Source organism: Planomonospora sp. ID67723, from assembly GCF_015711605.1.
In the GTDB taxonomy this organism is placed as follows: Bacteria; Actinomycetota; Actinomycetes; order Streptosporangiales; family Streptosporangiaceae; genus Planomonospora_A.
In genome coordinates this window covers 1,403,110-1,426,071 of record NZ_JABTEZ010000001.1, presented here as the reverse complement: position 1 = coordinate 1,426,071, position 22,962 = coordinate 1,403,110, and the positions used below count along the sequence as shown (strand labels likewise).

General features: G+C 70.4%; 22 protein-coding genes. 6 read left to right on the top strand and 16 right to left on the bottom strand.

The window, feature by feature from the left end; all coding sequences use genetic code 11:
- Positions 1-3 precede the first annotated feature (3 nt).
- Genes nuoH through HS041_RS06740 form a run of 4 tightly spaced genes read right to left on the bottom strand, consistent with a single transcriptional unit; the run spans position 4 to position 2,491 of the window.
- Positions 4-957, bottom strand: a complete 954-nt coding sequence (gene nuoH, locus HS041_RS06755; RefSeq protein WP_196439622.1) for an NADH-quinone oxidoreductase subunit NuoH — start codon at positions 955-957, stop codon at positions 4-6.
- Positions 958-1,009: 52 nt separating this feature from the next.
- The gene (locus tag HS041_RS06750) at positions 1,010-1,549 is read right to left on the bottom strand and encodes an NADH-quinone oxidoreductase subunit C (RefSeq protein WP_196439621.1); all 540 of its coding nucleotides are present in this window, start codon (positions 1,547-1,549) and stop codon (positions 1,010-1,012) included.
- A complete protein-coding gene (locus HS041_RS06745; protein WP_196439620.1) occupies positions 1,546-2,097 on the bottom strand; it encodes a NuoB/complex I 20 kDa subunit family protein in 552 nt (183 codons plus the stop codon). Before HS041_RS06745 ends, HS041_RS06750 begins: the two co-directional genes overlap by 4 nt.
- Before the next feature lie 22 nt (positions 2,098-2,119).
- Positions 2,120-2,491 carry an NADH-quinone oxidoreductase subunit A gene (locus HS041_RS06740; protein WP_196439619.1) on the bottom strand — a complete coding sequence of 124 codons (372 nt, stop codon included), beginning with the start codon at positions 2,489-2,491 and terminating at the stop codon, positions 2,120-2,122.
- Positions 2,492-2,673: 182 nt separating this feature from the next.
- Here HS041_RS06740 and HS041_RS06735 point away from each other — a divergent pair, with 182 nt between their 5' ends.
- From HS041_RS06735 to HS041_RS06725, 4 genes are all read left to right on the top strand, one after another.
- Positions 2,674-4,143: a polysaccharide deacetylase family protein gene (locus HS041_RS06735; RefSeq protein ID WP_196439618.1), complete on the top strand. Its 1,470-nt coding sequence runs from the start codon at positions 2,674-2,676 to the stop codon at positions 4,141-4,143.
- Positions 4,144-4,226: 83 nt separating this feature from the next.
- Positions 4,227-4,316: a putative leader peptide gene (locus HS041_RS40375; protein ID WP_374058829.1), complete on the top strand. Its 90-nt coding sequence runs from the start codon at positions 4,227-4,229 to the stop codon at positions 4,314-4,316.
- Positions 4,317-4,528: 212 nt separating this feature from the next.
- On the top strand, positions 4,529-6,385 hold the full coding sequence (locus HS041_RS06730; RefSeq protein WP_196439617.1) for a 2-oxoacid:acceptor oxidoreductase subunit alpha: 1,857 nt from the start codon (positions 4,529-4,531) through the stop codon (positions 6,383-6,385).
- 4 nt (positions 6,386-6,389) lie between these two features.
- On the top strand, positions 6,390-7,424 hold the full coding sequence (locus tag HS041_RS06725) for a 2-oxoacid:ferredoxin oxidoreductase subunit beta (protein ID WP_196440810.1): 1,035 nt from the start codon (positions 6,390-6,392) through the stop codon (positions 7,422-7,424).
- 61 nt (positions 7,425-7,485) lie between these two features.
- Here the strand turns inward: HS041_RS06725 and rfbC are convergent, their stop codons facing one another.
- The 5 genes from rfbC to HS041_RS06700 all read right to left on the bottom strand — a co-directional run bounded on the left by rfbC (position 7,486) and on the right by HS041_RS06700 (position 12,369).
- Positions 7,486-8,085, bottom strand: a complete 600-nt coding sequence (gene rfbC, locus HS041_RS06720; protein WP_196439616.1) for a dTDP-4-dehydrorhamnose 3,5-epimerase — start codon at positions 8,083-8,085, stop codon at positions 7,486-7,488.
- A 9-nt stretch (positions 8,086-8,094) separates the two neighbouring features.
- A complete protein-coding gene (locus tag HS041_RS06715) occupies positions 8,095-9,468 on the bottom strand; it encodes a right-handed parallel beta-helix repeat-containing protein (RefSeq protein WP_196439615.1) in 1,374 nt (457 codons plus the stop codon).
- 181 nt (positions 9,469-9,649) lie between these two features.
- A complete protein-coding gene (locus HS041_RS06710; protein ID WP_196439614.1) occupies positions 9,650-10,528 on the bottom strand; it encodes a right-handed parallel beta-helix repeat-containing protein in 879 nt (292 codons plus the stop codon).
- A gap of 93 nt (positions 10,529-10,621) precedes the next feature.
- Positions 10,622-11,863 carry an acyltransferase family protein gene (locus HS041_RS06705; protein ID WP_307845195.1) on the bottom strand — a complete coding sequence of 414 codons (1,242 nt, stop codon included), beginning with the start codon at positions 11,861-11,863 and terminating at the stop codon, positions 10,622-10,624.
- A 59-nt stretch (positions 11,864-11,922) separates the two neighbouring features.
- On the bottom strand, positions 11,923-12,369 hold the full coding sequence (locus HS041_RS06700) for a hypothetical protein (RefSeq protein ID WP_196439613.1): 447 nt from the start codon (positions 12,367-12,369) through the stop codon (positions 11,923-11,925).
- 359 nt (positions 12,370-12,728) lie between these two features.
- On the opposite strand from HS041_RS06700, the gene HS041_RS06695 reads away from it, so the two are divergent.
- Both HS041_RS06695 and HS041_RS06690 read left to right on the top strand, forming a co-directional pair.
- Positions 12,729-13,664, top strand: coding sequence for a YveK family protein (locus tag HS041_RS06695; protein ID WP_196439612.1), 936 nt, complete (start codon positions 12,729-12,731; stop codon positions 13,662-13,664).
- A gap of 6 nt (positions 13,665-13,670) precedes the next feature.
- Positions 13,671-14,984, top strand: a complete 1,314-nt coding sequence (locus tag HS041_RS06690) for an O-antigen ligase family protein (protein ID WP_196439611.1) — start codon at positions 13,671-13,673, stop codon at positions 14,982-14,984.
- A gap of 33 nt (positions 14,985-15,017) precedes the next feature.
- On the opposite strand, the gene HS041_RS06685 is transcribed toward HS041_RS06690, so the two are convergent.
- The 7 genes from HS041_RS06685 to HS041_RS06655 are packed head-to-tail and all read right to left on the bottom strand — an operon-like array spanning position 15,018 to position 22,952.
- Positions 15,018-16,121, bottom strand: coding sequence for a DegT/DnrJ/EryC1/StrS family aminotransferase (locus HS041_RS06685; RefSeq protein ID WP_196439610.1), 1,104 nt, complete (start codon positions 16,119-16,121; stop codon positions 15,018-15,020).
- Positions 16,118-17,542 carry a lipopolysaccharide biosynthesis protein gene (locus HS041_RS06680; RefSeq protein WP_196439609.1) on the bottom strand — a complete coding sequence of 475 codons (1,425 nt, stop codon included), beginning with the start codon at positions 17,540-17,542 and terminating at the stop codon, positions 16,118-16,120. The genes HS041_RS06685 and HS041_RS06680 overlap by 4 nt, the downstream gene beginning before the upstream one ends.
- A complete protein-coding gene (locus tag HS041_RS06675; RefSeq protein ID WP_196439608.1) occupies positions 17,539-18,777 on the bottom strand; it encodes a glycosyltransferase family 4 protein in 1,239 nt (412 codons plus the stop codon). Before HS041_RS06675 ends, HS041_RS06680 begins: the two co-directional genes overlap by 4 nt.
- A 5-nt stretch (positions 18,778-18,782) precedes the next feature.
- Positions 18,783-19,808, bottom strand: coding sequence for a glycosyltransferase family 4 protein (locus HS041_RS06670; RefSeq protein ID WP_196439607.1), 1,026 nt, complete (start codon positions 19,806-19,808; stop codon positions 18,783-18,785).
- 11 nt (positions 19,809-19,819) lie between these two features.
- Positions 19,820-20,935 carry a DegT/DnrJ/EryC1/StrS family aminotransferase gene (locus tag HS041_RS06665; protein WP_196439606.1) on the bottom strand — a complete coding sequence of 372 codons (1,116 nt, stop codon included), beginning with the start codon at positions 20,933-20,935 and terminating at the stop codon, positions 19,820-19,822.
- Positions 20,932-21,885, bottom strand: coding sequence for an NAD-dependent epimerase/dehydratase family protein (locus tag HS041_RS06660; protein ID WP_196439605.1), 954 nt, complete (start codon positions 21,883-21,885; stop codon positions 20,932-20,934). Before HS041_RS06660 ends, HS041_RS06665 begins: the two co-directional genes overlap by 4 nt.
- Positions 21,882-22,952, bottom strand: coding sequence for a Gfo/Idh/MocA family protein (locus HS041_RS06655; protein WP_196439604.1), 1,071 nt, complete (start codon positions 22,950-22,952; stop codon positions 21,882-21,884). The genes HS041_RS06660 and HS041_RS06655 overlap by 4 nt, the downstream gene beginning before the upstream one ends.
- Positions 22,953-22,962: the final 10 nt, after the last annotated feature.

Below are 22,962 nucleotides of genomic sequence, written 5' to 3'. Positions count from 1 at the left end.
CCGTCACACGGCGAGGACCCTGACGACCCCGGTGAGCGCGAGCTGGACCAGCGCCAGCGGGACCAGCCCCGCCCAGGCGAGCTTCTGCAGCTGGTCCTCGCGGAGCCGCGGGTAGCTGACCCGCAGCCAGATCACCACGAACACCAGCGCGAACACCTTCAGGAGCATCCACACGGGCCCGGGCAGCAGCGGCCCGTGCCAGCCGCCCAGGAACAGCACGCTGGTGAGCGCGGAGATCACGATGATCCCTGCGTACTCGGCCAGCATGAACAGGGCGAACCGGATGCCGGCGTACTCCGTCATGGGCCCCATGATGATCTCGGAGTCGGCGATCGGCATGTCGAACGGCGGGCGGCGCAGCTCGGCGAGGCCCGCGGTGAAGAACACCACCCCGCCGATCGCCTGCCAGGGCAGCCACCACCACTGCCAGGCCTCCACGATGCCGGGCAGGGAGAGCGTGCCCGCCGCCATCGCGACGCTGGAGGCCGCCAGCACCAGCGGCAGCTCGTAGGACATGAGCTGGGCGGCCGAACGCATCCCGCCCATCAGGGAGTATTTGTTCCCGGAGGACCAGCCGGCCATGATCGAGCCCAGCACGCCGATGCCCATCACCGCGAGCACGAAGAACAGCCCGGCGTCCAGGTCCACCCCGACCAGACCGGGACCGACCGGGATGACGACCATCACCACCAGGTACGGCACCAGCGCGACGCCCGGGGCCAGGCCGAAGACCCGGCGGTCGGCCGCGGCCGGGATCACGTCCTCCTTCTGGACGAACTTGACCCCGTCGGCGATCAGCTGGGCCCAGCCGTGGAAGCCTCCGGCGTACATCGGGCCGAGCCGGGCCTGCATGTGGGCCATGACCTTGTGCTCCATCTGCCCCGCGACCAGCGGCAGCACGAGGAAGGCCGCGACGATCACGACGAGCCGGACGGCGACGTCGAGCACCTCAGGCATGCCGCCTCCAACTGAGAACTTTCATCCGGGAACCGTCATGTCACGGCCGGGCTCACCCATCACGGCCCCAGTCGGCCGGCACCCCGGGCGGGAGCGTCTTGCGGCGGCTCGGAGAGCCCTCCGACTCGCGGCCCTCGCCGGGCTCCTTCGCCCCCGGCCAGGCCTTGGCGACCCGCGAGGCCAGCACGAAGTCCTTGCGGAGCGGGAAGCCCTCGAAGCCCTCGGGAAGCAGCAGCGGGACGAGGTTCGGGTGCCCCTCGAAGACCACGCCGAACATCTCGAAGGTCTCACGCTCGTGCCAGTTCGCACCCCGGAACACGCCCACCGCGCTGGGCAGGCGGGGGTCGGCGCGCGGCACCCGGGTGCGCAGCAGCAGCCGGGCGTGCGCCGCGGGGTCGTAGACGTGCGCGACGACGCAGAACCCGTCCGGCGGGTCGTCGACGCCGGTCAGCCAGTCGAGGAACGCGTAGCCCGCGTCCCGGGCGGCCGTCAGCAGCTCCAGCCAGTCTTCGGCCGCCACGTCCGCGGTGGTCTCGCCGAAGGACTCCGAGAGCCGGACGCGGGAGCCGTACCGCTCCGCGGGGAAACTCATACGACCTCCTCGCCCGAGGGCCCGGAGAGGCGGTATCGGTCGGTGAGCGACTCGGAGGCGATCTTCTCCTGGAGCTTCATGATCCCGTGGAGCAGGGCCTCGGGCCGGGGCGGGCAGCCGGGGACGTAGACGTCCACCGGGATGATCTGGTCGACGCCCTTGGTGACGCAGTAGGAGTCCCAGTACGGCCCGCCGGTGTTGGAGCAGGCCCCGAAGGAGATCACGTACTTCGGGTCGGGCATCTGCTCGTAGAGCCGCTTCACGGCCGGGGCCATCTTGTCGGTCACCGTGCCCGAGACGATCATCAGGTCGGCCTGCCGGGGACCGTTCGCGAACGGGATCACCCCGAACCTGATGAAGTCGTGCCGGCTCATCGAGGTCGCGATGAACTCGATCGCGCAGCAGGCCAGGCCGAAGTTGAACGCCCAGAGCGAGTAGCGCCGCCCCCAGTTGAGGATGAAGCGCATGGGTTTGGGAGCCAGCCGCGAGAGCGGCCCCACGGTGGGTCGCGCAGTAGATCGCACAGTGGGCATCGGGAGATCCGCCATGTCACGCATTCTCCCTCCCCGGTCACGTCCAGGCGAGTACGCGCTTGCGCCAGGCGTAGAGGATTCCGATCGCGATGAAGCCCAGGAACACGAACATCTCCACCAGCGTGGTCATCCCGAACCCGGGCGCGGCGAAGACCGTGGCCCAGGGGAAGAGGAAGACCGCGTCCACCGCGAACACCACGTAGAGATAGGTGAACACGTAGTAGCGGACCTGGGACTGGGCCCAGCCCTCGCCCACGGGGTCGACGCCGCACTCGTAGGTCGTCAGCTTGTCCGGGGTCGGCCGGTCCGGGCGGAGCATCCGGTTGACGAACAGGCCTCCCGCGACCACGGCGATCCCGATCGCGAAAAGCACGACGACCACGGCGTAGCGATCGAAATACCCGTCCACGGATCGATCGTAACCGCAGGCACCCCCTCCGTCACAGGGCCGGGCCGGGCGACCGGATCCGATGACTGTCGTCGCAGGCTCCATCACGCTCCGGAGCGGCTAAACCTGGATTCGACAAAGCCTCTTTCCGATTAACCCCAAGAGAGGGTAAAGCGCATTACTCTCCGTCTAGCGTGACATTCATGCGCAAACTGCGATTCGCCGGAGGAATCACGCTGCTCACCGCGACCATGCTCGGTTGCGGCGCGGCCACCACCTCCATAGCGGCGGAGGAGCTCCTCCCCTCCGAGCCCACGCTGATCGAGTACGTGGACCCCTCGCGGATCCAGGGGCTGAGCACGGAGACCATCACCCAGGGTGACTCCGGCGACCGCCGCGCGCATGCCGTCTACCCCGTGCTGGACGACGCCCCGCACCTCACCGAGAAGCTCCGTACGGTGGTCTCCGGGCAGCTCGACCGCTTCCGGCGCGCCACCGCCGCCGGCACGGCCACCGCCTCCCCCGAGCTCAACGTGGACTGGCAGCTCGCCGCCGCCTCGGACCAGGTCGTCGGGGTACGGCTGGGCATCGGCGAGTTCGCGGGAACCGGCTGGGCCAACTCCAGGACCACGGTCTGGTACGACCGGGTGGAGGAGCGGGCCATGGACTCCACCGGCCTGCTCAAGGACCGCTCCGCCCTGACGGTGCTGGCCGCCCTGGCCCGCGAGGAGCTGGCCGGCCGTCGGACCGGCGTGGACGCGGACGCGGTCAGGGCGGACGAGCGGCTCTTCGACTCCATCGCCTTCAACCGCCACGGCGACCTCGTCGTGGAGTTCGACGACTACCAGGTGGCGGCCGGGTCTCTCGGCCGGGTGGCGGTGGCCGTACCGGGAGAGCGGGTGGAGAACCTGCTCTCCCCCTCCGGGCGGCGGGCGCGGCAGGCCGCCGTCGCGGTGCGGGAGACCACGGTCCCGGTCTCCTACGAGAAGACGATCGAGACGACGGTGGCCGGCGGGCCCGAGGCCAGGAGCACGAAGGCCGGCACCGTGGACTGCGCGAAGGCCAAGTGCGTGGCGCTGACCTACGACGACGGCCCCGGCCCCGACACCGGGAGGCTGCTGGACGTCCTGAACGAGCACGGGGCGCGGGCCACCTTCTTCACCCTCGGCGCCAACGCCTACGCCCGCCCCGAGCTGCTCCGCCGGATGAGCGAGGAAGGCCACCTCGTGGCCAACCACACCTGGTCCCATCGCTCCCTCTCCTCCCTGTCCACCAGCAAGATCGCCCACCAGCTCACCCGGGGCCAGCAGGCGATCACGCACGCGACCGGGCAGACCCCGGCCCTGATGCGGCCGCCGTACGGCGCCGTCGACCGGGAGGTCACCGAGGTCGCGGGCAGGCTGGGCCTGTCGGTGGTCCGCTGGAGCGTCGACACGGAGGACCTGCGGGCCCCCGACGCCGGGGCCGTCGCCCGCAGGGCCGTCTCCGGGGCCGGCCAGGGAGCGATCATCCTGATGCACGACGTCCACCGCCCGACCGTCGAGGCGACCCCCGAGATCCTGCGGACCCTGTCCGAGCGGGGCTACACCTTCGTCACGGTGCCCGAGCTGTACGGCTCCGCCGGGATGCGACCGGGAACGATCTATGACTCCGGTCCGACCCCGGCGCGGTAGGGCGGCCGTCATAGCCAGGGACTATGGCCCCATAGCCGGAGGGGATGGGGATCGGTGCCCGGCGGGACATATAGTTGGGCACCGTGACCCCAACCGTCCTCTTCGGCCGCCTGCACGTAGATCTGTGCCGGCTTGCTGCCGGGCTGTGTCGGGCTCACCGTTCGCGATCGTGACCTCTCGTGGTCGCCCCAGCGCCACGAGCACGATGCCCGCGCCCCCAGCCCCCACCCGCTGCGGCCCGCCGAGGATATGCGACGTACGTCACATTCCTTCGCCGAGTGGAACGCAATGCGAAAGACCGCCGCGTGACCCCGAGGGATCTAGCATGGAAATGAAGAACGTGCCATCAGCAACGGCGCCCTGGCGCGTCGAGGAGGACTGAGCTGTGACCAAGCAGGTTCAGCAACTCGACCGCGTGATCATCCGCTTCGCCGGCGACTCCGGCGACGGCATGCAGCTGACGGGTGATCGCTTCACCGCGGGAACGGCGGAGTTCGGCAACGACCTGTCCACCCTGCCCAACTTCCCGGCCGAGATCCGCGCCCCCGCAGGAACACTGCCGGGCGTGTCGAGCTTCCAGCTCCACTTCGCCGACCACGACATCCTCACCCCCGGCGACGCCCCCAACGTCCTGGTCGCGATGAACCCCGCCGCACTCAAGGCCAACCTGGGCGACCTGCCGCGCGGGGCCGACATCATCGCCAACACCGACGAGTTCACCAAGCGCAACCTGCAGAAGGTCGGTTACGACGCCAGCCCGCTGGAGGACGGCTCGCTCGCCGAGTGGCGGGTCCACGCGGTGCCGCTGACCTCCCTGACGGTGAAGGCGCTCGAGGGCTTCGACCTGTCCAAGAAGGACGCCGAGCGCTCCAAGAACATGTTCGCCCTCGGCCTGCTGAGCTGGCTCTACCACCGGCCGACCGAGGCGACGATCTCGTTCCTGGAGACCAAGTTCGCCAAGAAGCCCGACATCGCCAAGGCCAACATCGCGGCCTTCACCGCGGGCTGGAACTACGGCGAGACCACCGAGTCCTTCTCGGTCTCCTACGAGGTCAAGCCCGCCAAGCTGCCCGCGGGCGTCTACCGCAACATCTCCGGCAACCAGGCCCTCGCCTACGGCCTGATCGCCGCGAGCGTGCAGTCGAAGCTCCCGCTGTTCCTCGGGTCCTACCCGATCACGCCGGCCTCCGACATCCTGCACGAGCTCTCCAAGCACAAGCGGTTCGGCATCCGCACCTTCCAGGCCGAGGACGAGATCGCGGGCGTCGGCGCGGCGCTCGGCGCGTCCTTCGGCGGAGCGCTGGGCGTCACCACGACCTCCGGCCCCGGCGTGGCGCTGAAGGCCGAGACCGTCGGCCTGGCCGTCACCACCGAGCTGCCGCTGATCGTGGTGGACGTGCAGCGCGCGGGCCCGTCGACCGGCATGCCCACCAAGACCGAGCAGACCGACCTGCTGATGGCGATGTACGGCCGCAACGGCGAGTCGCCGCTGCCGGTCGTCGCGCCGATGTCGCCGAGCGACTGCTTCGACGCGGCCGTCGAGGCGGCCCGGCTCGCGGTGAAGTACCGCACGCCGGTCATGCTGCTCTCCGACGGCTACCTCGCCAACGGCTCCGAGCCGTGGAAGGTGCCGGCCGCCGCCGACCTGCCGGACATCTCCACCGAGTTCGCCTCCGGGCCGAACGACGGCGAGACGTTCCTGCCCTTCAAGCGCGACCCCGAGACCCTCGCCCGCCCCTGGGCCATCCCGGGCACCCCCGGCCTGGAGCACCGCATCGGCGGCATCGAGAAGGCCGACGGCACCGGCAACATCTCCTACGACCCGGACAACCACGACCGCATGGTCCGGCTCCGCCAGGCCAAGATCGACGGGATCGCCAAGGACATCCCGGCGCTGGAGGTCGACGACCCGGACGGCCCCGAGGGCGGGACCCGCGTGCTCGTGCTGGGCTGGGGTTCGACCTACGGCCCGATCGCGGCGGCCGTACGGCGCATCCGCTCGGCCGGCGGGAAGGTCGCCCAGGCGCACCTGCGGCACCTCAACCCGCTGCCCGCCAACACCGGCGAGGTGCTGAAGTCCTACGACAAGGTGCTGCTCCCGGAGATCAACCTCGGCCAGCTCGCGCTGCTGCTGCGCGCCCGCTTCCTGGTCGACATCATCAGCTACAACCGCGTGCGCGGGCTTCCGTTCAAGGCGGAGGAACTGGCCGGCGTGATCCAGGACGTGATCGACAGTGAGTGAGCTCATGAACGGCCGGGGTCTGTCCCTGGTCCCCAAGTCCGACGCCAAGCAGTCCATGAAGGACTACAAGAGCGACCAGGAGGTGCGCTGGTGCCCGGGCTGCGGTGACTACGCGATCCTGGCCGCGGTCCAGTCCTTCGTCCCGGAGCTCGGCCTCAAGCGCGAGAACATGGTGTTCGTCTCGGGCATCGGCTGCTCCTCCCGCTTCCCGTACTACATGAACACCTACGGCTTCCACTCCATCCACGGCCGTGCCCCGGCGATCGCCACCGGCCTGGCCGCCTCGCGTCCCGACCTGAGCGTGTGGGTGATCACCGGTGACGGCGACTCGCTCTCCATCGGCGGCAACCACCTGATCCACGCGCTGCGCCGCAACGTCAACCTGAACATCCTGCTGTTCAACAACAGGATCTACGGCCTGACCAAGGGCCAGTACTCCCCCACCTCCGAGGTCGGCAAGATCACGAAGTCCACCCCGATGGGCTCGCTGGACAAGCCGTTCAACCCGATCTCGCTGGCGATCGGCGCCGAGGCCTCCTTCGTGGCCAGGACCCTCGACTCCGACCGCAAGCACCTGCAGTCGGTGCTGCGCGAGGCCGCCGAGCACAACGGCACCTCGCTGGTGGAGATCTACCAGAACTGCAACATCTTCAACGACGGCGCCTTCGACCAGCTCAAGGACCCCGAGCAGCGCGACGACATCACGCTGCGCCTGGAGCACGGGCAGCCGATCGTCTCGGCGTCCAAGGCGGTACGGCGGTCGGCCGACGGCGGCATCGAGGTCGTCGACCGGGCGTCGGTGCGCGAGGAGGAGATCCTCGTCCACGACGCGCACCGCGCCGACCCGTCGCTGGCCTTCGCGCTCTCCCGGCTGGACGAGCCGGCGTTCGAGCACGTCCCGGTCGGGATCTTCCGCAGCGTGGACCGCCCGTCCTACGACGAGCAGATGTCGGCGCAGCTGGAAGAGGCCGTCGCACAGGGCGGCCGGGGCGACCTGGACGACCTGCTCCTGGCCGGGGACACCTGGCGCATCGGCTGAACCTCGCCGGAGCACCTCAGCCGGGAAGGCCCGTCACGATCTCCGTGGCGGGCTTTCGCCGTCAGGCGGGGTCGCGAAGCTTGTCGTAGTAGGCCAGGCAGTCGGTGTACAGGGGGAGCAGCCCGGCGGCCTCAGCCTCGGCGAGAGTGGGCGCCGCGGCGTCCTTGGGCGACAGGATCGGCTCCGTCCCGGCCGGCCAGGCGATGCCGAGCCCGGGATCGAGCGGGTGCACCCCGTGCTCGCGCCCCGGCGCGTAGGGCTGGGAGCACAGGTAGACGATCGTGGCCTGCTCGCTGAGGGTCAGGAAGGCGTGTCCCAGCCCTTCCGCGATGTAGACCCCCCTGCGGGTCCTGTCGTCGAGCTCGACGGCCTCCCACCGCCCGAACGTCGGCGATCCGACCCGGATGTCCACCACCACGTCCAGCACCGCTCCGCTGACGCACGTCACGTACTTCGCCTGGCCGGCCGGGACCTCGGCGAAATGCACGCCGCGGAGCACGCCGCGCCGGGAGACCGAGCAGTTGGCCTGGGCGAGGTTCAGCCGGTGGCCCACGGTTTCGGCGAGCCGGTCCCCCTGGAACCACTCCAGGAAAGCCCCCCGGTCATCCTCGTGAATGACCGGCGTGAACAGATGGGCGCCTTCGATTTCGAGTCGTCTCACTTTCTTACCTTACGGCTCGGGAACGGAGACGTGGTTCTCCCACACATTTCCTTCCCACACGTTTCCCGGCCCGTTCTTGTCCCAGTAGGCCACCGGCCCGTAATAGCCGCCCTTCGGCCAGATCTGCTTGCTGAAGACATTGTTGATGATCTGGACGTTCGACGAGGTGCCCTTGCCGCCGGCTCCCGCATAAAGGGTGTAGCCGCCTCCCGCCAGGAAGTTGCCCTCGATGACCGCGTTGCGGATCACGCCGAAGTCCTGGAAGAGCGCGATCGCGCTGGTCTGGCCGACGTTGTTGACGATGGTGTTGTTCCGGACGACGAGCCTGCCCTTCAACGGCCCCGACAGGGCCGACACCATGTCCACGTGGTCGCCGGGGAACTCCAGGGGGTCGTGGATGTAGGAGTCCTCGATCAGCCCCTGGGGCGTGACGACGCCGTCGGTGATGGTGTGGATGTCCACCCTGCGCACCGTGATGTCCAGACCGTGGTTGACGATGCCGATCTGCAGCCGGTCGGTGCCGTTGCCGCTGATCTCGCTGTCCTCGACGGTCAGCCCGGTCCGGCCCTCCTGCTGGGCGATCCCCCAGTGTCCCGCGCCCACCAGGCGGACGTTGCGGATGGTGACATCGTCCGCGCGGACGTCGATGCCGCCGCGGACCTCCAGGTTCTCGACGACGGTCCCGTCCTTGGTGATGGTCAGCGACTTGCTCCGCTTGAGCTCGGCTCCGCCTTCCACCCCGGTGGTCGACTCACCCGGCCAGCCGCCCGTCTGGTCGGGGAAGGGGTCCACCGGGGAGGACGACGGCGACGGAGCCGGGGAGTCCGGCGGGAACGGGTCCGGAGGGCTCGACTTCGACGCGGTGGGGGTCGGGGACTTCGACGCGGTGGGGGCCGGGGACGCGGACGACGACCTCGACGGGGTGGGCGTCGGAGACTTCGACGACCTCGACGGAGTAGGGGCCGGGGACTTCGACGCGGTGGGGGTCGGGGACGCGGAGGTCTCCGGCCCTCCCGATGGCGTGGCGGACCGGGAGGAGGAGGCCTCGGGCGTGGAACCGGTCGGGTCGGGACTCCCCGTGCCGGGGAAGGGCGTCGCCTCGGGGGCCGAGGAGGTCTGCTCGGGCTCGTCCGGGCCGGTCACCCCGGGCCCCGGAGAGGACTCCCGCGTTTCCCGGGGTGAGGGCGACGCCGTGCGGGTGCGTTTGGGCTTGGGCTTCCTGCTCGCCGTGGGCGAGGAGCCGTCCGCCGCGGGCTCGCCCCCGCGGGGCGCGTTCGCCGCGATGTCGCCCGGCTCGCATGCGGTGAGCAGCACCGTCGCGGCCGACACCCCGATCAGTACGGCATGTGCCCGCCGTCTGTCACCCCTCCGGCTCTTGCGCACGAACGGCCCCTTCCGAACAGCCAGTACGTGGACAGCTCGCCCCAAGGGAGCAGCTCATTGCGAGATGGTAACGACGGAATACCTCCCGAGTCACTTATTTCTCATAAAAAGCTATGAATCTCATCGGGAATTCGGATAAATAGTTACTTCTGGACAGAAGTCACACTTAATACCCGCAAGATCAGCCCGTCGGCACCGGCTTTCCGTCCTCCCACACGTTGCCGCGCCACTCGTTGCCCTTGCCGTCGAGATCCCAGTAGGCGAGGGGGCCGTGATATCCGCCCTTGGGCCACACCCTCCTGCTGAACATGTTCGCGATCACGCGAATGTTGTAGGTCTTGCCCATCTTGCCGCCGCCGGCATAGATCGAGTAACCGCCGCCCGCGATCAGATTGTTCTCGATCAGCACGTCGTGGACCACCCCGAAGTCCTGGAAGAGCCCGATGGCGCCGGTCTGCCCCAGGGAGTTGATGATCGTGTTACGGCGGATCACGAGATCCTTCCCCTCGGCCGGGCCCCCCGTCGCCGCGATCAGGTCGGAGTGGTCGCCCTCGAAGAACTCGGGGTCGTGGATGTAGGAGTCCTCGACCAGTCCCTGGTTGGTCACCACACCGTCGGTGATGGTGTGGACGTCCGTCCGGCGGACGGTCAGCATGACCCCCTGGTTGAGGATCCCGATCTGGGTGCGGTCCTTGCCGTTGCCGAAGACCTCGCTGTCCTCGATGGTGAGCCCGCTGTATCCGGACCGCTGGATGATCCCCCATTCGCCGGGCGGCGCGTGCACCCGGACATTGCGGATCGTCACGTCGTCCGCCGAGATGTCGATGTCCCCGAACACCTCGACGCCGTCGATGACCGCGCCTGGCACCGTCACCTTCATGGCCTTGGTGGAACGGAGCCTGATCCCGTCGGGGACGCCCGTGTTGTCCGGTCCGGGCCAGCCTCCCTTGAGGTGCGTGGGAGGAATCGGGCCGGGGGTCGGGGGCCCCTGGTCCTTCCCCACCGGCGGAGTGTCGCTCTGACAACCCGTCAGGAGCGCGCAGACGGTCATGACAGCCACGACCGTCACCGTCTCTCTGCGTGCGAGAGCACGTCGGGACATTCTCCCCCCATTTCTTCCTGATCACTTTTCTCCCGCAGCCGGGGTGCCGGCTCAGTCCTCCGGCGCCGCCAGCACGTCTTTCCGCAGGGGAACGACGTCGGCGGACCGGCCTCGGCCCGGAACCGCGCCGCCGCGGAACCGGGCGGCAAACGCGTCCCGGAGCGCGGAAAGGCTCCGGTGGCGCAGAAAAGGCTCCTCGAAAACGCGCGCGAAAAGCCATGAGCCGAGAATTATCCCAGGAGTCCCGAGGACGAGAATCGTCAGGAAGGCGGCGACCGGCGGCAGGCGCAGAGGGGCGACGACGAAATGCCAGACGACGCCGAGGATCGGCGCGTGCACCAGATAGATGCTGTAGGAGAAACGCCCCGTCCAGCGCAGGAAGCCCACCTGCAGGAAGGAACGGAACCGGTTGGGCCGGGAATGCGCCAGGCCGGCCAGGAGGAAAACCGAGAGCACCCCGACCCCCAGGTCGATCCAGAAGTAGTGCTCGACGACCGCCGCGGATCCGGCGGACCAGGCCCAGGCGACGAAGAGCGCCGCTCCCGCGGCCGCGGCGGACAGCATGGCGCGGGAGGCGCGGATCGACGGGGTCCGCCGCAGCGCCTCGGCGCCCACCATGCCGAACACGAAGAGGGCGAGGAACTGCGGCACCAGGTTCTGGAGGGGCGCGAACAGGGGGATCGCCAGCGAGAGGTACTGGCTGCCCACCACGGTGAGCGTCACGGTCACGGCCAGCCCGGCCGCGCCGAAGCGCCGGGCCCACCAGAGCAGCAGCGGGAACAGGAAGTAGATCTGCCACTCGATGGCGATCGACCAGAACGCCCCGTTGGGCGTCTCGCTGCCGATCACGTCCTGCAGCAGGAGGGCGTGCACGACCACGCCCTTGGCGGTGACGGGCTGCTCTCCGACCACCGTGCCGTCGGCGCCCAGGATCTGCTGGTCCCGTACCAGCAGGAGCAGGCAGGACAGCGCCAGCGCCGCCCAGTACGTCGGGAGGATCCGCCACGCCCTGCGGCGGAAGAACCTCCGCGCGCCTCCCACCAGGTGGCCCTCGCGACGGACGGGCTCGATCGCGAGCGAGAACCCCGAGAGCACGATGAAGACGGCGACGGCGAGATGGCCGTACGCCAGCCAGCCGACCCACCAGGGACCGGCGTTGGCGGGGTACTCCTGCCACGCCCCGAGCCACATGTGATGGACCGCGACGTAGATCGCGGCGATCGCCCGGATGCCGTCGAGGTAGGCGAGGCGGATGCGGCCCTCCGCCTGCCCGGCGCCATCCTTTGGAGACACGGGGTCAGCCTCCACTGGGATCGGTCCAACGTCAACCGGTTGCCGGTGAAAGCCCACGGCTACGGACGGCCGCCGAGCAGGGCGGGCGCCCCGAGCGGGCCCCCCGTGCGCCTGCGCTCGGCCCACAGCGCCGCTCCCAGCGCACTCACCAGGCTCAGCAGGGCCAGCGCTCCCAGGGAACGGGACCGCCGCCCCTCCAGGGACGTGGGGTTCACGCTGCGCGTCAGGACCTCCGCGGTCACCATCCACTTCTCACGTGCCCCCAGTTTCGCCTGCCGTTCCTCCAGTTCGATGTGGAGCACGTTCACCAGCGCGCGCATCGTGTCGTTCACCTCGACCGGGTCGCGGGAGGACACGGTCAGCGTGACGTAGGGCTGATCATGGTAGGGGGTCTCCAGGTTGCCGTGGTTGACCAGCTCGGCCTCGAAGTCGGCGGTGCCCCCGTGCTCGCGGACCAGCCGGTGCCCGTGCGGCCCGTTCAGCACCGTGACCGACAGCTCGCCCATGACGATGAGGCTGGGGCTGAAGTTCTCGAAAGGGCTCTGCGGGAAATCGCTACTCGGAGCGACGTACCAAACACCGGCGGTGCTCTCATAAACCGGATCCTCTGTCATGACACGGGCACCCGCCCCCGCGCTGACAACCAGAATCAGAAAGACGATGAGCTTGTGCCGCCAAAGCAACCGAGCGATCTCGAGAAGCGTCATACGGGATGAAAAAGTCCTCTCGGCTGACATTCAGGACAAGCACAGATTTCTCGCCGTTTACCCAGCGTCCCTGGTGCATGCCTAACCTTGGGCACCAACGGCGTCTATGCTATTCGTTGGTTATAGACCGATGACGGTCATAGGGGCAAAGGGGTGTAATGGATCTTCTCGGCGTGATCCGGGCCGTACGCCGACGTTGGATACTGGCCCTCGCCCTCCTGCTCGTCACCGTCGCCTCCGTCACCACCACGATGTTCCTCCTCCCCTGGACCTACGAAGCCAGGGCGAACGTCGTTTTCCTGTCCTCCCAGCAGCTGTCCAAGGAGGCCGGGGGCAACCCCTATCTCTACTTCGACTCCTCCCTGAAGGTCACGGCCGAGATCGTCAGCCGCTCCCTGATGAGCGAGCGCCAGGGCACGCTCATGAAGGAGGCGGGCCTCACCGCCATCTACAAGGTGGCACTGGCCCCCGACAGCGTGGGCCCCCTGCTCGACGTGGTGACCGAGGCGTCCGACCCGCGGGCCGCGCAGGCCACCCTCACGGCCCTGCTCGCAGCCGTCCCCAAGCAGGTCGACGCGTTGCAGAGCAACCTGCCGTCGAGCACCCGGGTGCGCACCAACTCCATCATGGTCACCACCGAGCCCGAGCTGAAGCCGACGCAGAAGATCCGCATCGTGGCCGTGGTGGCCGCGTTCGGGCTGGTGCTCTGCCTCGCCGTACCGGCCGCTCTGGAGGCGTCGGCGGAGCGGCGCAGGACCGCCGCCCGCCGGGCCAAGGCCGCCGCCGCTCCGCCCGACCCCGACGCCGACCTGTTCCTCTGGCGGGATGCCCCGGTCCCGGCGCGCGAGCCGGCCAGGGCGCGGGAGGAACCGGCCAGAGCCGAGGAGGTCGTCGTCGTCACCGAAACCGGCGGCACGAAGGTCGCCGGTGAGAGGAGAACGCGGGAGGACACCGGGAAGCCGGAGCAGGAGGACTCCGGGAGACCGGAGGACGACAGCGACGACGACGCCTCCGCGACGGTGACGTTCGCGCTGCCGTGGCTCAAGGAGAAGAACGACGAGGCTTCCCCGGTCAACGGTGACGGACGCAGGTAACCCGGGATGAGCCTCACCGACCGGTTCTCCCGGCGTGCGCTCATCGCGGAACCACCCCCCAGGGCCGATCTGGCGAGGACGCCCGCCCTCGTCCTGCTGACGTTCTACTCCATGGCCCTGCTCCTCGTGCCCTCGCGGCTCATCGTCGGACCGCTGGGCAGTGCCGGCACCATCGCGGGCGTCATCGGCATCGGCCTGTTCTGCTGGTACGTCATCGCCTGGCTCAGCCCGCAGTCCACGGTCATCCACCAGAAGCAGCCGCTGCGGGCCGCCCTCGGAGTCCTCCTCGTCTCGGTGCTGGCGAGCTACGCCTCCTCGATGACCCGCCAGATGTCCGGCGCGGAGCTCAACAGCGCCGACATCGCCCTCATCAACACCTGCGCGTGGCTGGGCATCGCCCTCATCACCGCGGACAGCATCGCCCATCTCGACGACCTCGACACGCTGCGCCAGCGCATCGTGAACGCGGGCACCGCGGTGGCGGGCATCGGGATCCTGCAGTTCTTCACCGGCGTGGACATCGTCCAGTACGTGTCCATCCCCGGGCTGACGCTCAACGGCGGCTACGTGTCGGTCGGCGCCCGCGACGAGTTCTTCCGGCCCACCTCGACCGCCCTGCACGCCATCGAGCTGGGCGTCGTCCTGGCGACCCTGCTCCCCCTGGCCCTGCACGGGGCGAGATACGCCCCCGCGGGCCGGGTGTTCTGGCGCTGGAGCACGGTGGTCGTCATCGCCACCGGCATGATGATGAGCGTCTCCCGGTCGGCGGTGCTGGGCGGGCTCATCACGATGCTGGTGCTGATGCCCTCGTGGCCCAAGAAGGAGCGGCGCATCGTCTACGTCGCCATCCTGGCCTTCCTCGGCGTCATGAACTTCGTCGCCCGCGGCCTCATCGGGACCCTCAGGAACCTCGTCACCTCGATCGGGACGGACTCCAGCACGACCGCGCGCACCGACGACTACTCGGACGCCTGGTCATACTTCAGCCAGACGCCCTGGTTCGGCCGGGGCATGGGAACGTTCCTGCCCCAGCTCTACCGGGTCTTCGACAACCAGTACCTGGTGATCGCGGTGGAGATGGGGGTGGTCGGCACCGTGACGTTCTTCGCGCTCTTCGTCACCGGCTGGATCCTCGCCGGAAGCGCCCGCCGGGCCACTCCGGACCTCGGCGAGCGCCACCTGGCCCGCTCCTTCGGCGCCTCGGTGCTCGTCGTCGCGTTCAGCTACGGGACGTTCGACGCGCTCTCCTTCCCCATGATCGCGGGCCTGAGCTTCCTGATCCTGGGGTGCTGCGGCGCGCTGTGGCGGCTCCTGCGCTGACTCCTCCGCACCGGCTCGCGCGGATCCCTCCTCCTAGTCCTCGCCCAGCAGCGATCGCACGGCTTCCGTGACGCGCCGGAGGTCGGCGTCGGACAGGGCCGGGTGGACCGGCAGCGACAGCACCTCGTGGACGAGCGACGCGGCGCGCGGGGTCCCGCCGTCGGCCCGGATCAGCGGGTGGCCCTGGTAACAGGGATAGTCGTGCATGAGGCGGGGATAGTAGACACCGGTGCCGACGCCCGCCTCGGCGAGCCGTGCCGCGAGCTCGTCACGGGTCAGCCGGGCGTCCGGCGTCACCCGCACGGTGTACTGGTGCCACACGTGGGAGCGCCCCTCCACCTCGGCGGGCAGCACGAGCCCGGCGATCCCCTCCAGGCCCGCGGTGAGCTCGCGGGCGTTCCCGGCCCGCCGGTCGTTGATCTCCTTGAGCCGTGCCATCTGGGGGAGGGCCACGGCCGCCTGGAGATCGGTCATCCGGTAGTTGTGGCCCGGGATCTCGTACGCGTAGCGGCGGCGCATGCCCTGGTTGCGGAGGAGGCGGAGGCGGTCGGCGAGACCGTCGTCGGCCGTGGTCACCATCCCGCCCTCGCCGCTGGTGACGTTCTTGGTGGCGTAGAGGGAGAAGCAGCCGAGACCGAACGAGCCCACCGGCCGGCCGCCGAACCGGGCGCCGACGGCTTGGGCCGCGTCCTCGACGAGCGCGACCCCCGCCGGCAGGGCCAGGGCCTCCAGCGCGGCCATGTCGGCCGGCAGGCCGTACAGGTGCACCGGGATGATCGCCCGGGTGCGTTCGCCGACCAGCGCCCCGACCGCGGCCGGGTCGATGGTGAAGTCGTCGAGGACGTCGGCGAAGCGGACCGTCGCGCCCGCCTCCAGGATCGCGTTCAGGGTCGCGACGAAACTGAACGGGGTGGTGACCACCTCGTCGCCCGGCCGCAGGTCGAGCGCCTGCAACGCGGCGACCAGCGCGGTGGTCCCGTTGTTCACCGCGACCGCGTGGGGCACGCCGCACACGGCGGCGAACGCCTCCTCCAGTTCCGCCACCCGGGGCCCCTGAGCGATCATCCCGGAGCGGAGCACCTCCAGCACCAGTTCCTCGGTCTCGGGCGGGAGGGAGACGCTCGAAACGTTGATCACCCTGTGGCCTCCATGCTTCGTAGTCCGCGAATGGTCTCGCGCATGCCCAGGCCCAGCAGTCCGACCGCCGCCACGGCGATCAGCCCGCAGACCACCAGCGCGGGGAAATCAGGCGTTATCACCTGGCGCACCAGCACGCACGCCAGACCGACCGTCACGGCCACCAGGAGCGGTACGGCGAGCTTTCCTGCCAGAGCGCCCGCCGCGACGCCCGTGCGCCGCAGCTGCGTGACGTAGAGGGGCAGGATGACCAGCGCGGCCACCCCCACGAGGGCGCCGCCGGCCCCGAAGATCCCGGCCCGGCTCACGCCGAAGTAGACGGCCGGGACCAGCGTGACGAGCCAGGTCACCTGGATGGCGAACAGCACCCGGGTGGAGCCGATCGTGATGAAGTAGTCGTAGATCAGGTCGAAGAGGATGCGCATCGCCACCAGCGCGCCGAGCCAGACCAGCGCGTCGGCCGCCGCCAGCCACTCCGGGCCGTAGACGAACCGGATGAGGGACTCGGCCGTACCGGTCAGCAGCACGCAGACCGGGAAGGTCACCGCGGCGAGCAGCCCGATGTGGGTCAGGAAGGTGCGGCGCATGACGACCGGCTCCCCCTGCAGCCGCGCCCAGACCGCGGGAGCCACCTGCCGGGCCGGCTGGGAGAACATGCCGTGCGGCCAGTTGGCCAGGTTGATGGCCAGGCTGTAGGAGCCGAGCGCGACCGGGCCGAGCAGGCTGCCGATGACCAGCTGGTCGACGTAGGACACGGCGAAGAAGACGATGCTGGAGCCCGCCAGCGGCAGGCCGAAGCCGAGCAGCGCGCGGGCCCTGCCGGGGTCGAAGCCGAAACGCACCGGCGCGAAGACGAGGAACAGGATCCCCGAGGCCACGGAACCGGCCAGCCGCCCCACGGCCAGGCTCATCGCCCCCCAGTCCAGCAGCGCCAGGCCGATCGAGACGAAGGCGCCGAGCCAGTTGTTGACCTGGTCGGCGAGCATCTTGCGGTCCTGGCGGAACTCCCGCTGGAGCAGGGCCACCGGCGTGATGACCAGACCCGCGATGATCACGTTGAGGGCCAGCAGGCGGACCTCGTCGGTGGCCTCGGGAGCCCTCATCGCCGCGGTGAAGGCGGGCGCGCCCAGATAGCACCCGGCGTAGACCACGCAGCTGGACAGCGTGGCGAGGGTCATCACCGTGGGGGCGATCTCCCTCGGATCACCGGGCCAGCGCACGATCGCCAGGCTGACGCCCAGCTCGTTGAAGCTGAGCATGGCCAGGAGCGCCACCATCGCCACGGCGAACACGCCGAACTCCTCGGGCCCGAGGATGCGGGCCAGAGCGATGCCGATGGCGAGGGTGCCCAGCCGGGCGACGACGGTGTTCAGGAAGCTCCAGCCGAGGGCTCGGCCGGCCCGGCCCCCGAGAGCCGTCATGCCCGCTGCCCCAGCACGCGCCGGGCCATCGGGCGCAGGCCGGTCTTGGCGCCGTCGGGCACCATGTCGGCCACCGCCCGGTAGACCGCCGTGCGGGCCAGCTCGGAACCGCGTCTGCGCTGCCCGGTCCGGGCCTCCAGGTAAATGTGCTCCAGCCTGTTCGCCGCGGCGTCGAGGCTGTAGCGGTCGACGACGAGCCGCCGGGACCACGACCCCAGCTCGCTCCGGAGCCCGGCGTCGAGGGCCAGTTCCCGGATCTGGCCGGCCAGCGGGTCGGGGTCCTCGATCCCCTCGCCGACGCCGTAGTAGCCGACATGCAGGAAGTGGTCCGCCGTGTCCGGACGGAAGGTCCTGGAGAAGCCCCTGGTCCCGATCACGATGAGCGGCCTGGCGAAGCTCATCCCCCGCACGGCCGAGCCCCCCATGCCGACCGAGATGTCGGAGGCGGCGTAGGCCGGGCGCGGATCGCCCAGCGCGCCGGGCACCAGGACCGCCTGCCTGCCGAGTGCCTCGTTGACCTCGGCGCCGCGTGCGGCCAGCTCGTCGTAGGACGGACCGGTGCCGACGACCAGCAGCCGCAGCGGGATCTCCGGGTCCAGGCGCCGCACCGCCTCCATGGCCCGGACGACCCCTTCGGCCTTCATCTCCGGCTCCAGCCGGGTGACGATGCCCACGACGATCTCCTCGGGGGAGATGCCCAGCCCGGCCCGGTAGGCCGCGCCGTCGACCGCCTGCGGGCTGTCGGCGTCGGTGTCCACCGGAGGCTCGATGAGCAGGCAGTTCTGCCCGCAGGCACGGGCCGCGGCGGCGATCTCCTCGTAGGCCGCGACCAGGGTGATGTTCCTGGGCAGCCAGCGGGGCAGCCGCATCGTGTAGACGGTGCTCACCAGGGGGGTGCCGAGGCGGGCGTGCGGGCCGTAGACCGCGTCCAGCGCCAGCGGGTATTCGTAGGTGTGCACCAGGTCGAAGCGCTGCTCGCGCACCAGGCGGGTCAGCTCCGCGGCCACCGCGGCCCGGTAGGGCGCCACGGGCCGGGTGCGCTCCCGCGGATGCCGGACGAGAGTGATCTCCAGTCCCCGTTCGCGGGCCAGGTCCGCCATCGGGCCCGGCCGTCCCGTGTGGGTGCCCAGCAGGGCCACGTGGTGGCCCCGGTCGCGCATGCGCAGCGCGAGGTCGAGCGCGTTGAGCTGGCTGCCACCCAGTTCGAGGTGGTGCAGACCGACGAGGAGACGCAAGGCGGCTACTCCTGTTCCAGCAGCGGGGAGAAGAAGGCCAGCAGGTCGTGGCGCTGGCGCTCGGGGGTGTAGGTACGGCGGACGTGCCCGGCGGCGAGCCCGCCCAGGGCCCGGACCGAATCGGGGTCCTTCTCGTAGCGGCCCATCGCGTCCGCCAGGGCGACGGCCAGCGCGCGCACGTCGTCCTCCTCGACCGGGAGGGAGAACTCGGGCAGCATGACCTCCCGTCCCGCCAGGCCGGTGAACCCCACGACGTAGCAGCCCGAGAGCATGGCCTCGGCCGGTGGCAGCCCGAAGCCCTCGCGCCTGCCCAGCGCCAGGAACAGCGGGCAGGTCCGCAGGAGGGCGGCGGTCTCGGTCTCGGAGCGGCCTCCGATGGCCACCGTCTCCCAGCCCTCCAGGACTCCCCGGGCGGCGAGCATCGCGAAGACCTGCTCGGCGTCCTCGCGCCGCTTGCGGGGCATGAAGGCGATGCGCCGCCCGGGCACGCCGTCCCCGCCCGGATGGAACACCTCCGGGTCGACGGCGGGGGGGACCACCGTCACCGGGATGCCGGGGAAGGCGAAGCGGAGGTAGTCCGCGTTGTCGCCGGAGACCGCCAGCAGCCCCCGCAGCCCCGGGACGCCCTCGTACGGCGAGCGCCCGGGAGGCATCCCGGCGAACGTCAGGTAGGCGTTCTGGTTGAACACGACCACCTTGGGACCGCGCGGCAGGGCGTGCAGGCCGGGGCCGTAGATCTCCGGGACCACGAGCACGTCGGCGGGCGAGAGCCGTACCCGCCGGGCGTAGGCGATCGGGGTCCGGTGCTCGAACCAGCGGCACGAGAAGCCCGGCCGGCGGTGCAGCACCGCCGCGGGCAGCCCCGCGGCGCTGAGCACGTCGACATGGCGGTAGATCGTGCGTATCCCGCCGCTCGGCGCGGCGTGGTCCGGGCACAGGAAGTAGACCCTCCCCCGGCCGCCGGCCGGGCCGACGCGCAACGGCGGAAGACGGCGGGACCGGCGTTCGCGCGCCGCCAGCACACGCCTCACCGCGGCTTCGATCATTTGTCGTACAGCACCTCGACGACCCGGTCCTGCTCCTCCTCGGTCATCTCGTGGTACAGCGGGAGGGTCACCGAGTCGCGGGTGAGCCGCTCGGTGACGGGCAGCGACGCGCCGATGTGGGCGTAGGCGGGCTGGAGGTGGGCCGCCATCAGCGCGCGCCGCGCGGAGACGCCCCGCTCGGCCAGCCGGACCAGCAGGTCGTCCCGCGAGATCGGGTGGTCCTCGGGGAGCGTCACCCAGAACGACTGGTAGTTCGTGGTGCCGTAGGAGGGGTCGGTGGCGGTGACGAGGCCGGGGATGCCGGACAGCGCCTTCTGGTAGCGCTCGGCCAGCTCCCGGCGGCGGGCCACCATCTCCGGCAGCTTGCGCAGCTGCACCAGGCCGATCGCGGCCTGGATGTCGGTCATGCGGTAGTTGTAGCCGACCTCGTCGTAGCCTTCCAGCGTGACCGTGGACGAGGCGTGCCGATCGGCCGCGCTCACGCTCATCGCGTGCTCGCGCAACCGCTTCAGGCGCGCGGCGACCCCGGCGTCGTGCGCCGTCACCATGCCGCCCTCGCCGGTGGTCAGCACCTTGCGGGGATGGAAGGAGAACGCCGCGAGCTCGGCCGCCATCGCGGCGGGCCGGCCCTTGTAGGTGACCCCGGCCGCGCACGCGGCGTCCTCGATCACCGTGATGCCGCGCGGTTCGCACACCGCCCTGACCGCGTCGAGGTCGGCGGGGATCCCGCACTGGTCGACGAGGATGACCGCCTTCGTGCGCGGGGTGACGGCGGCCTCGACCGTCTCGGGCGTCAGGTTGAGCGTCGCCGCGTCCACGTCGGCGAAGACCGGGACGGCCCCGGCGTACATCACCGCGTTGGTCGTGGCGATGAACGACAGGGACGGCACGACGACCTCGTCGCCCGGCCCGACGCCCGCGCCGATCAGGCACAGGTGCAGGCCGGTGGTGCACGACGACACCGCGATCGCGTGCGGAACGCCGACCGCACCGGCGAACGCCGCCTCGAACTCGGCGACCCTCGGTCCCTGAGCGACCCACCCCGACAGTACGGCCTCGGACGCCGCCCGGGCCTCCTCCTCGCCCAGCCAGGGGCGCATGACGGGGATCACGCGGTCCCCCACCACTTCACGACCTGCCGCAGGCCGTCCTCCAGCGAGATCTCCGCCTTGAAACCGATCCGCTCGGCCGCCGCGGTGACGTCGGCCAGCCGCCGGGTGACCCCGTTGACGGGACGCTCGGGACCGTACTCGATGCCGAGGTGCTCGGCGTCCATGACCCGCAACAACGTCTCCGCGAGCTCCCTGAGGCTGGTCTCGACGCCGCTGGCGACGTTGAAGACCCCCTCCTCGACGTCGCTCCCGGCCGCCAGCAGGTTGGCCCGGGCGATGTCGGAGGTGTAGACGAAGTCCATGGTCTGCGAGCCGTCTCCGAAGATCACCGGAGGCAGCCCCTGCCGGATGCGGTCCATCCACTTGACGAACACGGCCGTGTAGACGCCGCGCGTGTCCATGCGCGGCCCGTACACGTTGAAGTAGCGCAGCGCCACGTAGTCGATCCCGCGCATCGCCCGGTAGCTGCGCAGCAGCAGCTCGTTGTAGGTCTTGGAGGCGCCGTAGATCGTGTCGTTGTCGTAGGGGTGGTGGTCCTCACGCGTGGGGAACACCTCCGCCAGGCCGTACACCGACGCGCTCGACGCGGCCACGATCTTCCTGACGCCCGCGTCGGCCGCGGCCTCGACCACCTCGTAGGTGCCGTTGACCAGCACGTCGTGGGCGAGCCGGGGCTCCTGGGCGCACTGCACGATGCGGATGGCCGCCTGGTGGAACAGGACGTCGACGTCCCGCATCACCTCGCGGACGGTGTCGCGGTCGCGGATGTCCCCCTCGACCAGGCGGACGCGCCCGCTCTCCAGGGCGCCGCTCAGATTGCCGAGCTGGCCGCCGACCATGTTGTCCAGCACGACGATCTCGCCCGCACCCGCCTCGACGAGCTGGTCCACGATCGTCGAACCGATCAGGCCGGCTCCTCCGGTGACGAGGCAGCGGCTGTCCTTGATCATGCTTTCCTTCCTTCGCGGTGTCCTTCGAGGTGTCCTTCGATCCGGACGATCGCGCCGCCGGAGCGCAGGCTCTCGTCGGCGGCGGTGAGCAACTGGAGCACGCGCAGTCCGGCCCAGCCGTCCGTCAGTGCCGGACGGCCGCTCCCTATCGCGGCGGCGAACTCCGCCATGACACCACGCAGCGCCTCCGTCTCGGGCAGCGCGGGGATGTGAATGTCACCGACCCGATAGGCGACCCGGGCGCGGGTGCGCTCGCCCTCGTCGAGGTCCGCGGCGGGGATGCGGTCGACGCCCCTGTCGTAGACGGCCAGCCGACGGCCGGGGGTCACGTCGTCCCAGATGATCGTACGGCGGGAGCCGCCGATGACCGTCGTGCGGATCTTGGTGGGGCTCAGCCAGTTCAGGTGCACGTGGGCGATCGCCCCGTTGGACAGCCACACCGACAGGTAGGCCACGCACGCCCGCTCGGCACCGATCGGGTCGGCGCCGTGCGCGGCCACCGCCACCGGCCGCACGCCCGGCGGCAGCACGAAGTCGAACACCGACAGGTCGTGCGGGGCCAGGTCCCAGATCACGTCGACGTCCGGCTGGACCAGGCCGAGGTTGATCCGGACCGCGTCGACGAAGAGCACCTCGCCGATCTCGCCGCCGTGGACCAGCTCCCTGATCCGCTGGACCACCGGGGTGTAGCAGAGCGTGTGGTCGCACATGAGCACCCGCCCCGACTCCTCGGCCAGCTCGACGAGCTTCTCCCCCTCGGCCAGCGACGCGGTGATGGGCTTCTCCACCAGGACGTGCTTGCCCGCCTCCAGGGCGGCGCGGGCCAGGTCGAAGTGGGTCGCCGCCGGGGTCGCGATGGCGACCGCCTCGATCTCCGGGTCGTCCAGGATGCGGCTGAAGGAGTCGGTCACCTCGATCGTGGAGTAGGGTCCGACGACCGCACGGGCCCGGTCCGCGTCCAGGTCGCAGACGGCCCTCACCCGGAGCTCGGGCACCTGCTGCGCATTGCGCAGCAGGTGCGGGCCGAAGTACCCGGCGCCCACGAGCGCCATCCCGATCGGCGGCATGCGCCTTCCT

Excerpts from the sequence above, each read along its gene's own strand:
- HS041_RS06695 (WP_196439612.1), top strand. The coding sequence starts at position 12,729 with ATGGATCTTCTCGGCGTGATCCGGGCCGTACGCCGACGTTGGATACTG.
- HS041_RS06745 (WP_196439620.1), bottom strand. The coding sequence starts at position 2,097 with ATGGCGGATCTCCCGATGCCCACTGTGCGATCTACTGCGCGACCCACC.
- HS041_RS06660 (WP_196439605.1), bottom strand. The coding sequence starts at position 21,885 with ATGATCAAGGACAGCCGCTGCCTCGTCACCGGAGGAGCCGGCCTGATC.
- HS041_RS06680 (WP_196439609.1), bottom strand. The coding sequence starts at position 17,542 with ATGACGGCTCTCGGGGGCCGGGCCGGCCGAGCCCTCGGCTGGAGCTTC.
- HS041_RS06690 (WP_196439611.1), top strand. The coding sequence starts at position 13,671 with ATGAGCCTCACCGACCGGTTCTCCCGGCGTGCGCTCATCGCGGAACCA.
- HS041_RS06750 (WP_196439621.1), bottom strand. The coding sequence starts at position 1,549 with ATGAGTTTCCCCGCGGAGCGGTACGGCTCCCGCGTCCGGCTCTCGGAG.
- HS041_RS06700 (WP_196439613.1), bottom strand. The coding sequence starts at position 12,369 with ATGGGCGAGCTGTCGGTCACGGTGCTGAACGGGCCGCACGGGCACCGG.
- HS041_RS06655 (WP_196439604.1), bottom strand. The coding sequence starts at position 22,952 with ATGCCGCCGATCGGGATGGCGCTCGTGGGCGCCGGGTACTTCGGCCCG.
- HS041_RS06735 (WP_196439618.1), top strand. The coding sequence starts at position 2,674 with ATGCGCAAACTGCGATTCGCCGGAGGAATCACGCTGCTCACCGCGACC.
- nuoH (WP_196439622.1), bottom strand. The coding sequence starts at position 957 with ATGCCTGAGGTGCTCGACGTCGCCGTCCGGCTCGTCGTGATCGTCGCG.
- HS041_RS06725 (WP_196440810.1), top strand. The coding sequence starts at position 6,390 with ATGAACGGCCGGGGTCTGTCCCTGGTCCCCAAGTCCGACGCCAAGCAG.